At 45.6% G+C, this 16999-nt stretch carries 11 protein-coding genes; 3 read left to right on the top strand and 8 right to left on the bottom strand.

Going from position 1 to position 16999, the window contains the following annotated elements; genetic code table 11:
• Window position 1: 1 nt before the first annotated feature.
• The 6 genes from K1X61_00960 to K1X61_00935 all read right to left on the bottom strand — a co-directional run bounded on the left by K1X61_00960 (window position 2) and on the right by K1X61_00935 (window position 7775).
• Window positions 2-1000: a glycosyltransferase family 2 protein gene (locus K1X61_00960; GenBank protein ID MBX7107192.1), complete on the bottom strand. Its 999-nt coding sequence runs from the start codon at window positions 998-1000 to the stop codon at window positions 2-4.
• A gap of 192 nt (window positions 1001-1192) precedes the next feature.
• Window positions 1193-2296, bottom strand: coding sequence for a glycosyltransferase family 4 protein (locus K1X61_00955; GenBank protein ID MBX7107191.1), 1104 nt, complete (start codon window positions 2294-2296; stop codon window positions 1193-1195).
• On the bottom strand, window positions 2293-3354 hold the full coding sequence (locus K1X61_00950) for a glycosyltransferase family 4 protein (GenBank protein MBX7107190.1): 1062 nt from the start codon (window positions 3352-3354) through the stop codon (window positions 2293-2295). The genes K1X61_00955 and K1X61_00950 overlap by 4 nt, the downstream gene beginning before the upstream one ends.
• A gap of 340 nt (window positions 3355-3694) precedes the next feature.
• Window positions 3695-4972, bottom strand: a complete 1278-nt coding sequence (locus K1X61_00945) for an oligosaccharide flippase family protein (GenBank protein ID MBX7107189.1) — start codon at window positions 4970-4972, stop codon at window positions 3695-3697.
• 317 nt (window positions 4973-5289) lie between these two features.
• Window positions 5290-6318, bottom strand: a complete 1029-nt coding sequence (locus K1X61_00940; protein ID MBX7107188.1) for a Gfo/Idh/MocA family oxidoreductase — start codon at window positions 6316-6318, stop codon at window positions 5290-5292.
• 65 nt (window positions 6319-6383) lie between these two features.
• Window positions 6384-7775, bottom strand: coding sequence for an undecaprenyl-phosphate glucose phosphotransferase (locus tag K1X61_00935; GenBank protein MBX7107187.1), 1392 nt, complete (start codon window positions 7773-7775; stop codon window positions 6384-6386).
• Window positions 7776-8266: 491 nt separating this feature from the next.
• Between K1X61_00935 and K1X61_00930 the strand changes: the two genes are divergently transcribed.
• Together K1X61_00930 and K1X61_00925 are read left to right on the top strand one after the other, a co-directional pair.
• Window positions 8267-8641, top strand: a complete 375-nt coding sequence (locus K1X61_00930) for a hypothetical protein (protein MBX7107186.1) — start codon at window positions 8267-8269, stop codon at window positions 8639-8641.
• 42 nt (window positions 8642-8683) lie between these two features.
• On the top strand, window positions 8684-12466 hold the full coding sequence (locus tag K1X61_00925; protein ID MBX7107185.1) for a T9SS type A sorting domain-containing protein: 3783 nt from the start codon (window positions 8684-8686) through the stop codon (window positions 12464-12466).
• A 60-nt stretch (window positions 12467-12526) separates the two neighbouring features.
• Here K1X61_00925 and K1X61_00920 read toward each other — a convergent pair whose 3' ends face one another.
• Both K1X61_00920 and K1X61_00915 read right to left on the bottom strand, forming a co-directional pair.
• Window positions 12527-12817 (bottom strand): DUF3098 domain-containing protein, encoded by a 291-nt coding sequence (locus K1X61_00920; protein ID MBX7107184.1) that lies wholly within the window; start codon window positions 12815-12817, stop codon window positions 12527-12529.
• A 125-nt stretch (window positions 12818-12942) separates the two neighbouring features.
• Window positions 12943-13815 (bottom strand): permease-like cell division protein FtsX, encoded by an 873-nt coding sequence (locus tag K1X61_00915; GenBank protein ID MBX7107183.1) that lies wholly within the window; start codon window positions 13813-13815, stop codon window positions 12943-12945.
• 206 nt (window positions 13816-14021) lie between these two features.
• On the opposite strand from K1X61_00915, the gene K1X61_00910 reads away from it, so the two are divergent.
• The gene (locus tag K1X61_00910) at window positions 14022-16976 is read left to right on the top strand and encodes a leucine--tRNA ligase (protein MBX7107182.1); all 2955 of its coding nucleotides are present in this window, start codon (window positions 14022-14024) and stop codon (window positions 16974-16976) included.
• Window positions 16977-16999: the final 23 nt, after the last annotated feature.

The raw sequence follows: 16999 nt of genomic DNA, 5'->3' as shown, positions 1-16999 counted from the left end.
GTTACGGTTGCTTGCGTCGGATCAAAAAATCAAGTAAGCCTTTGGCATATCCTGTACCATATGAAAAATGCAGGATGAAAAAGGAGATGAAGATCTGAATCACGTCTTTGGGTATTTTGCTGAACCGCATTGCCGCAGCTAATCCAATAAAAGTATATGCCAGCAATACAAACGCAAAAAGCGCTTGCAGCTTAAGTTGAATGAGCGAGATTAATACACCCGCAGCGAGGAAGAAGGTGAAAAAAACCGGGATCAGTTGACGGGTAGTAGTTACCGTGCGGTGTTTCTTGTTTACATACACTTTCCAGTAACCGTATTGAAAATACTGGCTGAAAAGCCTTTTCCAGCTTGGCCGCACATAGTAATTTGTCCAGGTATCCGTGGTCAGCCAGATTCGGCCACCTGCTTTTGCCACGCGGTAATTGAATTCATCATCCTGGTTTCTGATGAGAGCTTCATCGAAAAGCCCAATAGCCTGAAAAGTGGAACTTCGGTACATAGGCATTCCCACGGTATCAGTGTATCCGCTTTGCTGGCCGGTTCTGAATCCGGCGTTGCCCACACCAAACGGTGATGACATGGCTCTCGCAATATTTTTGGAAAGCTCATTGGTGTAACAGTTCTTCCAGATACCGCCACTGCACCACACCTCCGGCCGCTGATCGAGAATGGCTGCATTTTTAATAATATAGTCGGGCGCCATCTCAGCATGCGCATCGAAGATGACGATGTATTCTCCTATGGCCTGCTGAATGCCGATGTTACGAGCCACCGGTGTAATTTTTTTTTCATTCACCACAATTTCAAGCACCGGAATTTTTGCCTGCAGGTCTTCCAGTATGCTCATGGTGCCATCATCGCTTAATCCGTCACATACGATGATCTGCAGTAGTTCCTGTGAATACGATCCATTTATGATCGAATGAATACAGGAAGCGATGAAGTCTTTTTCATTGCGGCAGGGTACTACTACACTCACTTTTTTCGTCGCAGTGGCCATGATTGCCTTAGGGTTATGTCCGCTTCTTCCGGGGAGATCAATTTAGCTATAAACATACTGCCGCTTTTTTAATTGACTGCGTCTTATGCTTTCCGGTTTAGAATGTGTTTGTTGAAAGCATATTCATTGCCCTTCCGGCATTATACCTGACAACTTTAATAGACACATGATATCATATGCCGGTAACCGGGTTCATGATTGATTCATCAGCTGATGATAGAAGCTGATCAGCTTTCTTTCTTCCTGTTCCCAGTTATAAGTTGATTCTATGGCTTTCCTGCCATTCCTGCCCATCTGTTGAGCGATCGCATCATTGTTTTTGAGATAGTTGATTGCGTCGGCAATTGCATGAATGTTCAGCGGATCAACACAGATGCCGCACTGATGCCGGTTAACAATTTCCTTCCAGGATGGAAAATCAGAAGCTACCACCGGAATGCCGGCAGCCATGTACTCAAACATCTTCACCGGGTAGGCCTCTATATAGTTTTCTGCAGGATGCAGCAATACTAACCCTGCTTTGCAGGCAGACAAAGTTTGTTTAACCTGCAGGCGGCTCATAAAACCATGCTCTGTCACTTTTGACCAGGCCGGATAATTGGTAATTTCTTCACGCAGCTGAGCCGGGGAAAACGAACCACCGAGATGAAGTCTTGTGTCACAATACTCCAGTGATTTTATCATTTCGCGGATGCCGCGGATGGCAGTGATGTTGCCGATATAACAGATTTCATTTTTCCGTTCTTTCCAGTCTGCCGCAGCATCAGGAAATTCCTGTAAGGATGGAAAGTTGCAAACCTGCGCAGTATTCGAGTTAACTTCACTGAAACGCTGCTCAAGCAAAGGTGTAACCGTTATGACACCGTTGAAACGTGCCGCAGCATGGTTTTCATATTTTTCAAAGCTGGCGGAAAGTATCTTTCTTGAAAATGAAGGGAGGTAATGTTTGGCAAGCAGTTGCCGCGGCACATCTTCATGCGCATCATAAATCACTTTATAATGCTTCTTCCTCAGCTTTAAACCGGCTCGCAGCAGTTCCGGGTCATGAATATGATAGATGTCTGCATTCACTTCCAAGGCTTTCTTTACCACTGCGTTCACTGTGCTAATCATACGCTGCAGGCGTGCTGATTTTTTATTCACCGCAATGACTTGCACGCCATTCTTCATCTCATCCTTCAATGCAGGTGCGACTAATGTGACATTAAATCCTGCTGCTGCCAGCGATGAACATTCTTTAACAAATATTCGGGTATCAAAGGGAGGGTGAACCGATGTGAGATGACAGACTTTCATGAATCAGCGATGACACGGTCATAAAGATCAAAAAATAATTTTCTGCTTCTCGTCCTTGATGCATGCTGAACGATCAGCTCATAATTACCGAGGAGCATGCTGCTGTCGGAAAGCTGCATTGCAGACTCGAAATCAACTGCATTGATTTGTCCGGTTATGATGCCATTTCGCTTATCGGTCACCCATTCTTTATTGGCTGGCAGGTCTGATAAAACCGGGATACAACCGGCGCTCATAGCTTCAAACAGACTTGCCGGTGCACCATCACTTACCGGATAGCTGGCATAAATTTTCGCTTTGCGATACCAATAGGCATTTGTTTCAGCGGAGATCCATCCGACAAAATGCACTTTATCTGTGATGCCGGACTGAGCCACAAGCCGGCGGAGATTTCCTGTTTCGGGTCCACTGCCAGCTATCACCAGTTGCCAATCACTTTTATTCCGGCAGGTAAAAGCTGCGAAGGCTTCAATGATCTGATCTGTACGGTAAAGTTTTTTATGCAGCCGGTTGGAGAAAATGATATTCTCCTTCATTGGCAGGAATGCCTGCAACGCTTTGCTGTCAGGGAAAACGGGCTCAATACCCAGATTGATGATTTCAACAGGGCGGTCACTGCCAGCAAGTTGCTGCATGGTAGTAGCCATGAATGGTGCTACGGCAGTCAGATAATTTGCTGACTGCAGTATCTGCCGTGTCATTAACCGGTAAAAGAAGCCCTGCCTTGGATGGAGGAGCACATCGCTTCCCCAGGCTGTTACGATAGCGGGCCGGTTCATTTTTTTTATTGCCTTCAGCACCATCCATGCAGCAGTATTGGCCTGGTGGATGTGAATGATGGTGGGTTGAAATTCGATTGCCCTTTTCCTGATAAGTGAAAGCACAGAAAAGTAATGTAATGCATTGCCGATAGAGAAGTTGATGGCCACTGACTTTCCCCGGTAGGCAGGATTGATGATATCGGTGATAAGCAGGATCTCATCAAAATATCCCTCAGTCATTTTAATAAAATTGTAGGTATGTACTGAATTCATCCCTACAAGCAAAAGTTTCTTCATGGTCTGAAAATTTTGCATTGCGCCGCCGTTCAATTGATGCATGATCAGGCAACTCAGCGCAGTGACATTTTACTAGGATGTAAATACGTTTCTTAAAAATGATGTGTCATTTTTTAATACCATCATTCGCATGCATCCCTTCCGTTTACATCGGCAGGGCGAATGTACTTTATCCTGAGGTTAATTTCCTGAGTGGAATGAACCTGTTTCGCATTACTTTTTTTGATGTGTTGACTGAAAGGAATCCGGGAGTTGGTGTCATTCTTTTTTTTAAAAGGAAGGGTTACGGACATTCTTTTAACCCTGAGCAATTCATGCAACAGCGCAAGTGGATTTTTGCTCAGTACCCTTTCGATAAGGATTTTCCGGGTAAATGATAAAACCAATAAAGTGAATATAGCAACAGGCTTCCGCTTCCGGCACTTAAGAGCAGGAATGAAAGCTGTTCATTACCGGCCCAGCCGCCAATGGTGATGGCGGCAAACCGGAGCAATGTGTCTGCGACGGCAAACCAGATAGCTGATTGTTGCCTGTTGAGCACAACGGCAATGGCAGCAACGGGGCTGCATATAAAATTTAACAATAGCCACGGGCTTAGCACACGGGCAATCTCGCCGGCATGCCGCCATTCATTGCCAAATACCAGCGCAAAGAGTGAGGGCGCAAACAACAGCAGCAATCCAAACAGGGGAATACCCACGACACTCATTTGCAGGTATACATTCCTCGTGAGCGTTTTCAGTTTTTCGGTTTCATGCTTCAGCGTACTTGCTTTTTGAAAATAAACCTGGAACATGGCTGCTCCGATAAATGCTGCCGGCACTTTCAATATCCTGAACCCGAAAGCGTAGGAACCAACGATAGTCTTTGAAAAAAAATGATTCAGGAGGAAGATCACCAATATGTCTTGCAGAACACCCAGCAAGGCATGCGGCGTATTCACTAAAGCGAATGATTTATAGGTGCGTAAGTTTTCAATTATCTTTTCGCGGCTGATCCATGATTCAAGGCGCAATATTTTTTTCAGCGAGCCTGCCATGTATATCGTTAACGCGGCACCCTGTCCTGCTACGGCACTGATGATTAACCCTGCAGACGAAAAATGACAGTAGCCCAGCAACAGGCTTAGCACACCGGCTGTTCCGGTCTGACCAACTTTTCCTGCGGCAAGCAGGCGGAATTTTTTTTGGCGCGATATCCAATAATTCAATGCCTGTGAGCCACCGGCGCATAACAGCAGCAATGGTAAATAAAACTGAAAACTGCCAAGTTCAGGCGTTGACAGCCAGAGGGGAAGCTGCTGATGAAACAGCAGGATGAAGCCAAGCAGCAGCAAACTCAATAAGATGGTAATAGTGAATGAGAGCCGCAGCAGGTTGATGGCAGCTGTTTCTGTTTCAGGCAGCATGATGGCCAGTTCAAATCGCAGTGTAGCAGCCACAGCCACCGCAGCACCAATGGCAGTGAACATAGCGAACACACCAAATTCTGCGGGTGAGTAGAGTCGTGAGAGAACGGGCGACAACAGGATGGGTATGGCCTGTGCCAGCACAGTGCCGCTCATGAGCGTAAGCACATGGCGGTAAAAATCTGATTTAGGCCGGAGCAAGCGCAGCATATGCGGCTTCGAAGATAACGAACGGTTGGTGGAGTGATCTTATAGCTTAATGAAAGGTTTAACAGATCCCGCTTACTGATTGCCGTACTTTTTTATTGCTGATCGGAAAGGCCTTGTTCTCATTACAAGTGCAGCAGTAATAATAAGGATCGTGATCTTCTGTCAGGATTAATATTACTTACAGGCTTATGCATCGGTAATAATGGCCAGTCATACGCATAGTATCGGGTATGATGGTGCTTTAATGCACGGTCATTAGTTCCCGGCAAATTGATTCATCCGGCAACAATTATCCGGCAATCAATAAATTATTTCGTTTAACGCAAGGCATAAATCCTTTCGATGATCTCCACCACCTTCATGCCTTCCAGTGCATTGGTGGTGATCGATGATCTGCCAAGTAAAGTATCCACCACATTCGCGATCACAAAGTGGTGATTGGCGGCGCTGCCTTTATATGTTCCATAGTCATTGGGTGGATTGGATGGCTCGATTACAGGCATAACATAATCCCTGATATGACAGTATTCCACATTTTCCATATACTGTCCGCCGACTTTGATGCTGCCGTTTTCACCGATGATGGTAATGCTGCTTTCCAGGTTCTTATCCCAAACGGCCGTGGAATAATTAAAACAACCCATGCCACCATGGAGAAAAGTAAAATTAACGATGCCACTGTCATCACTGAAGTCGGTGGAGTGACGATGGTTATAGTTTTGAAATTGCGCATGGATATGGCTGATATCTCCAAACAACCAATACATGATATCAATAAAATGGCTGAACTGTGTAAACAACGGGCCTCCATCCAGTGCGGCGGTACCTTTCCATGCTGCAGGATTACCCTTTTCTTCAGGGTGATAATAACGGTCATCGCGGTTCCAGTAGCAGTTCACCTGTACACTGAATATTTTTCCCAGCCTGTTTTCATCCATCACCTGCCGCAGCCATTTCGCAGGAGGACTGTAGCGGTTCTGCATGACACAGAACACTTGTTTTGATTTTTTTAAAGAGGTGAAGATCACTTCTTCACAGGAAGCTTTTGTGAGTCCCATGGGTTTTTCCACCACCACATGACATCCACTTTCCAATGCCATATTCGACATAGGTGCATGCAAGCCGTTCGGCGTGCAGATGCAAACTACATCTATGGGGATACCGGCTTTAAGCAGTTGTTCTAGGGAAGGAAAGAAGGGACAATTGAACTTTTCTGTATCAGCCTGTTTTCGGTTGTCAATATCTGCAACCGCTGCAAGCACTGCTTCCGGATGATCGCTGATCATTTGGGCATGCCGTTGCCCGATATGGCCGAAGCCAACAATTGCAAAATTTATTTTTTTCATGTAATGGAAGGAAGGTGTTTAAAAGGAGCAATCAGGCTTTGCAGGCAGTGTTGCATAAATGATTTTCAATAGGCATTCTTCTCACCTTTTACCATATTCCAGATGGTCAGCAGAATGATCTTAATGTCGAGCAGGAAACTCCAGTTTTCAATATAAAAAACATCGGCTACTACCCGTCCGTGCATGAGTTTGGGATCAGCAGTTTCGCCGCGGAATCCACGCACCTGCGCGAGTCCGGTCAGGCCGGGTTTTGCCAGGTGACGCGTCATATATTTTTCAACGATGGGCCGGTAAATGTCATTTAGTTTAATGGGATGAGGCCTTGGCCCAACAACACTCATATCACCCAGCCAGACATTCAGAAATTGAGGCAGTTCATCAATGTTCAGCTTACGGAGATACTTGCCAACCCTGGTGATCCTGGAATCATTTTTTTGTGCCTGCACATATTCAGTATCACCTTCCGTTACCGTCATTGTCCGGAATTTAAAAATCTTGAAAATCTCATAGTTTTTGCCTGACCGGTTTTGAAAATAAAATACCGGCCCTTTCGAATCAAGCTTTATCAGCAGTGCCACCAGCGGAATCAGCCAGCTCAAAATGAAGATGATGACGAAAGACGAGAATATAATATCAAAACTTCTTTTGATCATCTGATTGAAAACATTAGCCAGCGGCTCGGGCTGTAATGAAATAACCGGATAAAATCCATAAAAATCAACGGTGATATTCCTGTTATGAAAGGCGCTGAAGTCAGGTACAACCTTAAAACGGATAAGATGGTCTTCCGCGAAACGCAGCAGCTGGTTGATTTTTTCTGTTTCGCGCAATGGCAGTGCGCAGAATATCTCATCAATTTTCTGTTCCACTGCAAATTTCTTCGCATCCTCAATCGTGCCATCCAGTTTTAATCCATTACCACTGTAAATTTTATCATCGAAGATGCCAAGCGGTTTGAAACCGTAGCCGGTATAATTGTTCAGCGTGTCAAACATCCGTTGTCCCATGCCGTCACCACCGATTACAATCACACGGAATGTATTCTTCCCCGATTGCCGTTCATTCCGCAACCGGAACATGAGGCCAATGCGGAGCAGGGTATCAAATATGGTAAAGAAAAAGTATCCATATAAAAACAGGATGCCGGGCCAGCTGTAACTTGTAAAAATCAGGATAACGGTTGACAGCAACATTGCATGAAAAACAATGGCCTGGAAATGTTTGGAAAAGGATTTTTCAAATTGCTCGAACCGCTTGGGTGTATAAAGCTCCAGAAAATAAGCCACCACGATCCAGCTGACAGCCATGGCAAAGGAAGCCTGGATAAAGAAATTCCGGAAGTTGGGTTTGATACCTCCCCAAATGATCAGGTAGCCGAGCAGAAAAGAAAACAGGAGCAGCACCAGGTCCCCAAGCAGGTTAATGGCGGAATACAACCTGAATTTTTCGCGAAGCATCTACTGAAAGGCAGTTTATTGCGCGCAAATGTAGTTAATTAAAAGGCTAAACAAAAGTAGGGATGTGTCTGATTATTGCTATTGAGAACCGGCCATTGGTATCCCATTGTCAGTTGTATGCCTCGGACTGATTTTTGATTTCATCAGTGTAATGCATAAACATGCAGTGGCCGTTTCTGCATCATTATTATCTGTACGTAACATTATTTTGAAGGGAAGGAATCCGGCGGCATTGCGCGATTAATCAAGCAGCATGGCTATCCGTTCGATGATACATTTTGTATACCCGGGATAACGCGGCAGACAAGCATGCTATGCGTTGAGGAGATAGCAGCCTGCGAGTAACGCGGCGATCTGATGGAGACTGCAAATTTGAAATACTGCCGCATATTATAAATTCATAATATTTTTAGATGGGCGTTTTTGTGGATAATACAGTTGTTCATTGCTAAACTATTTTTTACTTTGCGAGCATCATTGGGGGAATAAGAATGAAAAATAAATTAATACGAAGTTTCTCCTGCAGTGTATTACTGCTGAGTGTGTTGTACTGCCGCAGTTCACAGGCGCAGTCAACGCAGGGATGGAAGGAAATGGTGGCGGGGCTTGCTCAAGCTGACAATACAGCCATTGAATATCTTGTTCCCCGCATCTCTGCCATACCGGGAATCAGTTATGTGGGTTACTGCGAGCTGCATAAATGCGTGATGTTTCTTTTTGATCCGTCTGTATATAACAGCGAGCAGATGTTGGTCAATGTCTTTGTTGATAAAAAAATAAAAATCTATCCCAAAGCGAATACTACATTTAAACTGATCACAGGGGAATGCACTGATGCAACAACGCAATTGCTTCATCATGAATAATGGCAGATTGATTTTCAGTAAAAGGGATTCAAACACTTTGAGATGAAATTTTTTTACACCGCTGCAGTTTTTATACTCTGTTGGTTTGGCAGCGGCTCGCTATATGCACAAACAACCACGCTGATCAGTTCAACGGGTGACGGAGGGTTTGAGACAGGAACCACCTTCGCCGCGAATGGCTGGACGGAAGTAAATGGCACACCACTCAATAAATGGTATGTAGGAAATTCTCCTGCCGGATATTCCGGTGCCAGGTGCGCCTATGTAACCAAAGCATCCGGCGGTGCAGGCACTGCTTACAGTCTTAACCAGGCTGCAACGGTTCATTTTTACAGAGATGTTACTTTTCCTGCAGGACAGGATTTAGCCACACTCACTTTCAGCTGGAAATGTTACGGGGAATCAAACCTCGATTATATGATGGTTTACCTCGTGCCTACAACCACCACTCCTGCAGCCGGTGTACAACTGTTAACCGGGCAGATTGGCAGTACTTATAATCTTTCTTCCACCTGGGCTACTGCTACTATTACAGTATGTGGCGTGGCCGGTACAACACAAAGACTCGTATTCTCGTGGACAAATGATGCAACACTCGGCACGCAACCGCCGGCAGAGATCGATAATATTTCTTTGAAAAGCAGTGTGGTAGGTGCTTCGTGCGCCGCTGTGCTTGGAACAGGTGTTACCGCCATTTCTTCACTGCCTTATAATTCAGGTGCCGGCACCACGCAGTCAGCCGTAAATGATATTACAGCAGCAAATGCGATCACCTGCGGCAGCACCTTATACCTGACCGGCGAGGACCAGGTATGGTCATTCACCCCAACTGCATCAGGACAAATCAACATTATCCTTACAAGTTCCGGTTCTTATACCGGGCTTATGTTGTATGACGGATGTCCGATTGCTAATATTTGCAGTGGTGTGGCCGGCACCTGTGTTGCCTACTCACAGAGTTCAACGGGCAATAAATCTATGTGCGTTTCAGTAACCGCCGGCGATACCTACTATCTTTTGCTCGATTCATATGCTTCTCCGTCATACAATGCCTATTCTAATTTATTTATCAGTGCTCCCGTTCCCACCGGAAGTTCCAATGACCTGCCCTGCAATGCTACATCACTCACATTAGGCGTCAACCTGGCCGGCGACAATTCCTGCGCCAGTGGAACCGGTGAGCCTACAATGCCAACATGCTGGTCAGGCACAACATCAAACACCGTCTGGTATACTGTAGTTTGTCCTGCTTCAGGCCAGCTGAGAATAAGGACGATTTCCGGCACCTTAACGGATACGCAAATAGGTTTGTATTCCGGCAGCTGTTCTTCATTGTCTACTGATGCCGCATGGTGCAATGATAATGCGCCTGCGTGCGGATCATCATCGTATTCAAATTCTGAATTAATTGTAACGACAGGCCTGGTGCCTGGCACCACCTATTATATTGTAGTAGATGGAGCAGGCAGCAATACAGGCTCATTTGATATACAGGTTACCGATGGATCGCTTCCTGTTGTGCCGGCAGCCGGTCAGGAATGCAGTTCTGTGAATCCGGTTTGTAACCAATCCATCTCAGTTGGTAATCCTGGCTATGCAGCGTACGGTAACACCTGTGATTTTGATGTTACGGGAGGCAACTGTCTTGCTTCAGGAGAGCGTGGTTCGGCGTGGTATGAAATAATTATCAGTGCCGCCGGTTCATTACAGTTTGATATTGTTCCGAATGACTGGCCCGGGACTGGCACTTCCAGCACAGACTATGATTTTGCCATCTGGAAAACTGCCGGCACCGGTTCAACAACCTGTGCCGCGATTGCAGCCGGCTCCGTTAATCCGCTGCGATGCAACTACAGCGGTCTTGGCGTAACCGGCTGCTATGGCTCGACCGGTGGCACGGCTCCTCCTTCATATCCTGGTTTCGGCAGCGCCTATGAAAAGAAAATTACCGTAGCCAGTGGTGATAAATACCAGCTGGTAGTGAGTAACTATTCCAACAGTACTTCCGGGTTTACATTGACTATTGATGGGTCTTCACCGGTCAATTATACAACACCCACGCAAGTTATCTGGTCGGGCGGCACAAATACCGTTTGGACGACTACCGCAAACTGGGGTGGCTGTGTTTCACCAACCTGTTCCATTGATGCAGTTGTTTCACCCTCAGCCAGCAATCAACCACAATTGTTATCAGGCATTACCTACAATACAAGGGATATCACGATTAACCCGGGGGCAACGCTCACACTAAATGCGGGATGCACGCTGAATGTTTGCGGTAACTTTTACAATTATGGAAGTATCGTTGCAGACAAGACTTCAACCATTGCATTCGTGGGAACAGGCACACAAAATATCTACGGATCGCTTGTAGGCGTTGATAAGCTGGGCAACCTGTTGATTAATAAAACATCAGGCAGTGTGATACTGAATGCAGGTATTGAACTGGCAGGAAATTTTACCACGCAGAACAGCACCAGCATCTTTAATGTGAACGGTCAGTATATGAAGCTTGCAGGAAATTTTTCCAATGCAGGCGGTGGAGCTACCTTCACCGGAACAGCACTGTCCACGCTGGAATTTAATGGTATCGCAGACCAGGTTTATACGCCCGGCAGTTCACTCACGTTGTATAATGTAGTGGTCAACCAGGGCGTGCCTGCCGCCGTTACCTTATCAGGAAATCCGATGACCATCTCCAATACACTCACTCTTACCAGCGGCCGTATTCAGACACTGCTGAATGAAGTGAGTGTTACCAATTCCTCTGCCGCGGCAGTGAATGCAGGTAACATTGACAGCTATGTTGATGGTGATCTGCGACGGGCTACAACCACTACCGGCTCTTACGATTTCCCGGTAGGTAACTACCTGTCAGGAAAAGGGTATCAGCTTGCGAATATTAATTTCACGGCGGCCAATACAGCTACAAGTTTAGTCGCGCGTTTTTCAACCTATAGTTCAGTGCCTTCAGCACTCGGCGTCTTGGATTGCGGAATTAACTATAACCTGCAGGCTCTGGATAACGGTTACTGGACTATCTCATCAACCCCAGCGTCAAGCGCAGGAACCTACACGGCAACTTTATACAATACAGCCGGCACATATACCAACAGTGGCGGAGCATCGAGCTGGACGGTGATGAAAAAACCTTCTTCCGGATCCTGGTACTTAGATGGTACCTGCAGCACATCCACCCTCAGCCAGGTTTCCCGAGTTGGCATGAGTGGATTTTCAGATTTCGGAACCGCCCAGTCAACGGAGATACTGCCGGTTGAGCTGATCTCCTTCACGGCACATGCAACCGATCACGGTAACCAGGTTGAATGGATTACGGCAGCGGAATTTAATAATGACTATTTCTCCTTGGAAAAGTCGGCAGATGCGAAAGAGTTTGGTGAAATTAGCAATCAGAAAGGCGCACTCAACTCATCGGAAGAGCATCATTATCAATATACAGATGCGAGTCCTTTTTCAGGCATTAATTACTATCGGCTGCGGCAGGTGAACCTTGATGGCTCATTTAGTTACTCCAAAATCGTATCGCTGGAAAACAATTTCCCCTCGCCGGAAATGTCGCCAGCGCATCCCAATCCGACTACCGGCACAATTGCTTTCGAAATCAGTACGCTCGATGGTGGCATCTCTGCGCTGCATGTGATGGACCTCTTTGGCAAACTGGTATATAGTATAGATGAGCCGCTGAAAAGCGGAGTCAATACTGTTGACCTGGACCTGAGTGAATTGAATAAAGGCATTTACTTTATTGAATGCACACTTTCACAATACGGATTTGTGAAAATGGAAAAGGTGATCATCCAATAATATATTGTTTGGAAATGCCTGCGGCGAATGCTGCAGTTTTGTAAAAGCCTCAGGTCAGTATCAGCTTTTTTTTGATTTCCAGAAGATAGAAACAGTAATGACTGCAAATCCGATCAGCACGAAGGTGGTGGACAGGGTGATCCTGGTAAAACCATAAACAACATTCGTGTCCCATTCTGTCGGAGGCTGACTTCCTCCCCTCATCAGGATGAAGCCAAAAGCCAGCAACATCAAACCGGCAAACAAAACAATAAAATTCTGACGGGTAAAAACAAAGGGAGCCGCCTGGCTGACGGGCATCGGTTTTTGTGCAACCTGTTTTTCAGTGATACCTGATTTTTGCTTTGCCATGTTTTACTGCTGTTATTAATTGACTTGCTGTTAAGATGAATCGTGTACTTCCTGTTGCTTATGTAACCTGAAAAATAAAAACGTTACATCCTGCGGCGAAGTTAACAGCTTTTTTTTATCCGGGATCAATACAATTCATCCAGCTTCATCCTTAAGTATTTGTTGACGGCCAGGTGTGTACTCAGGTAAGAAAACAATAATCCCAGCAGAAGGATACCGGAGAACACAAGCAACAGCATGGTGGCATCCTGTAATGCCAGGAGTTCTGGTACCTGGCTGATCGCGAAATTTAGCAGTGTCATCAATGCCACGATGGCGATGATACTGGCGATCAGGCCGTTTTGCAGGCTTCGTTTCGTGAACGGCCAGATCACAAAGTTACGTGTTGCGCCTACCAGTTGCATGCTCCTGATAAGGAAGCGGCTCGAATACATGGAAAGCCTTATGGTGCTGTCGATAAGACCGATTGCCAGTAACAACAACAACACACTGATGGCCATAATAACCCAACTGATTTTACGGAGGTTATCATTCAGCATCTCCACCAATTGCCGTTCATAGTAAAATTCGCCCACTTCATTATGCTTCATGACACGCTTTTCAATGGCGTCAATACTGTCTTTGCTGGTATAGCCGGCATTCAGTTTCAGGTTTACGGAAGCAAAGAGCGGGTTATAATCCAGCAGATCCTTGAAATCTTCCTGGTTTTCACGCGTGAAAATTTTTGCGGCATCTTCCTTGGAAACATACTTCGCGCTTTTCACCCAGGGCTCAGTTGTGAATTGCTGCTGAAGTGCAAGGATGGATTTTTCGGAGACGTTATCTTTAATGATGACCGTAAACTCAATATTCTCTTTAAACTGGTTGGCCAGTTTGTTACCATGAATGAATAACAAAGCAAGTAATCCAATCATAAACAGCACGAGGGCAGTGCTGACAATGCTGTAAACATAGTTAGGTCTGAATCGTCTTGCCATCTTCTTCCTGCTTTCTGACATCGGTGTTATTTATGCCGCAAAATTAATGAACGGAATATTGACGCTGGCATTGCCTCCTGGTGTATTATCAACAATGCCGGACACTTAACTGCTCTGCCTGAACGCTTGCTGTGGTGCCGCGCAGGAATTTGTGCGGTGCTTTGAATCTCTTCATGGTTCACAGTACGTTAAACTCATTAGTTTTGCGCCTGATTTATCAAACAGCAATGGATTATCAATTCAGCAAAATAGAAGAAAGGGCTAAAGAGATCTGGAGCAGCCGGCAGGTTTTCAGGACGGAAGCTGATCATGCCAGGCCAAAGTATTATGTGCTTGATATGTTCCCGTATCCTTCCGGCGCCGGTTTACATGTGGGTCATCCTTTGGGTTACATCGGTTCCGATATCATCGCGCGTTATAAAAGACTGAAGGGATTCAATGTACTGCATCCGATGGGTTATGATTCCTTCGGATTGCCTGCCGAGCAATATGCCATTCAAACCGGTCAGCATCCCGCCATTACCACTGAACAAAACATCAAAACCTTCCGGGAACAAATGGATAAGCTGGGCTTTTCATTTGACTGGAGCCGTGAGGTGCGTACGAGCGACCCGAAGTTTTATAAATGGACACAATGGATATTTATTCAGCTTTTCCATTCCTGGTACAATGAAAAAGCCGGCCGGGCGGAAGCTATTGACAGATTAGTTGGTGAATTTGAAAAGCATGGAACCACTCATTTAGTGCTTGGCAGCGAACAGGAATCTTTTACGGCTGATGAGTGGAAGACTTTTTCCGTGAAACGGCAATCGGATATTCTGCTGCAACACCGTCTTGCCTACATCGCTGATGCCTGGGTGAACTGGTGTCCTGCGCTGGGAACGGTATTGGCCAATGATGAGGTGAAGGATGGCGTGAGTGAACGAGGCGGTTACCCGGTAGAAAGAAAACTGATGAAGCAGTGGAGTATGCGCATTACGGCTTATGCAGATCGCTTACTGAAAGGGCTTGATGATATTGACTGGAGCGATTCGATTAAGGATGCGCAACGCAACTGGATTGGGAAAAGTGAAGGAGCCAGTGTACGGTTTATGCTGGATGGTATGTCGGCGTCCATCGAAGTTTTTACGACGCGTCCTGATACCATTTTTGGCGTTTCCTTTATTACGCTGGCACCCGAACATGAGTTGGTGCAGCAGATAACCACTGATGCCTGTCGTGATGTGGTAAACGCATATGTCGCCGCTGCCACCAACAGAAGCGAGCGCGACCGTATGTCGGAAGTAAAAAGGATTAGCGGACAATTTACCGGCGCATATGTGATTCACCCGTTCAGTAAAAAGAAAATTCCCGTTTGGATCGGAGACTATGTGCTGGCAACCTATGGTACCGGCGCGGTGATGGCAGTTCCCGGCCATGATACGCGTGATTTTGCATTTGCAAACTTCTTTGCAGCGGAATTGACAGCGCAGCTTGGCCATCATCCGGTGGTGGAGGTAATCAGCGGCGGTGATCTTTCAAAAGAAGCGTATACGGCTAAAGAAGGCATCTGTATGAATTCCGGTTTCCTCAACGGATTACCGGTGGAGGATGCCATACCGTTTGCCATCCGGCAAATCGAAGCTGAAAAAGTAGGCAAAGGGAAAATTAATTTCCGTTTGCGTGATGCTATTTTTGGCCGGCAACGCTATTGGGGCGAACCCATTCCTGTATATTATGATGAACAGGGCATACCGGCCACCATCGAAGAAAAGGACCTGCCGCTGATCTTACCGGAAGTTGACAAGTATCTGCCTACCGAAGATGGTGAACCTCCGCTGGCAAGAGCGGCAGACAACTGGAAATACAAAGGAAAATACCAGTATGAACTTACTACCATGCCGGGCTGGGCGGGAAGCTGCTGGTACTATCTTCGTTATCAAGATCCGCATAATGAAAATGCTTTTGCATCCAAAGAAGCCATTGAATACTGGCAGAATATTGATTTCTATTTAGGCGGTGATGAACATGCCACCGGTCATTTGCTTTATTTCCGTTTCTGGACAAAGTTTTTATTCGATCGCGGATGGATACCATTCGATGAACCGGCGAAGAAGCTGTTGAATCAGGGGAAATTGCAGGCGGCTACACATGAGATCTTAGTTGCTGCTGAAGTGCAAAGAGATCCTGTATCGATCATACACTATGGCACCGGGAAATCGTTGAAATTATTCCAACCAGTAAAAAATATTTTCTTTAGTCAGGATGCTAACCCTGGTAGTCTGGGTATTAATTTATTACAACCAATGCACACCGCTTATCTTCCACTAGAGGCAATTGAGGTGCAACAAGTTGATGGGAAAAATATTTCCATAGTAAATCTTGAGCGCTTATCGCAGATAGCTGGTTTTGAAAATGCGGTTTACGTTACTCAATATGGTTTTTATTACAATAAGGATTATTATCCATTCAACGATGAAGGCAAAAAGCCATTCTTGGCGAAATATATTGGAATTGAAAAAATCTCTAAGTCCAAATATAATGTCATCAACCCTGATCATGTAGTAGCAGAATACGGAGCCGATGCTTTTCGCTTATATGAAATGTTTCTAGGCCCGATAGAACAAAGCAAACCCTGGGATACAAAAGGCATTGACGGCGTATACCGCTTCCTCAAAAAAATGTGGAAGCTGTTTTATGATGAGGACGGAAGGTGGCTGGTTACTGCAGACGCACCTGTAACAACGGAATTAAAAGTATTGCACCGTACGATTAAAAAAGTGGCTGATGATATGGAACGCCTGTCATTCAATACGACAGTGAGTGCTTACATGATCTGTGTGAATGAATTCGTACAACTCGATTGTCATAAGAGGGAAATACTGGAACCCTTGTTGATCATTCTCAGTCCATATGCACCCTTCGTCACTGAATTTCTGTGGGAAAAACTCGGACATGAAGCAAGTATTGTAAAGGCAGCTTTCCCTGCTCTTGATGCATCACTGCTGGTAGAAAACACGTTCGAATATCCTGTGGCTATCAATGGTAAAACCCGTGCAAAGATGAGCTTCTCACTCGATGTTTCAACGGAAGAAATGGAGCAGGAAGTGAGGAAGAACCCGGCTATTCAAAAATATTTTGAAGGGAAAACGCCGAAGAAAGTAATTGTAGTAAAGGGCAGGATGATTAATGTGGTGGTTTGATTGTTTTTAATCTCCACGAAACC

Source organism: Chitinophagales bacterium (assembly GCA_019694975.1).
Lineage (GTDB): Bacteria > Bacteroidota > Bacteroidia > Chitinophagales > UBA10324 > JACCZZ01.
The sequence above is the reverse complement of the archived record's forward strand: the minus strand, read 5'-3'. Positions and strand labels throughout refer to the sequence as shown.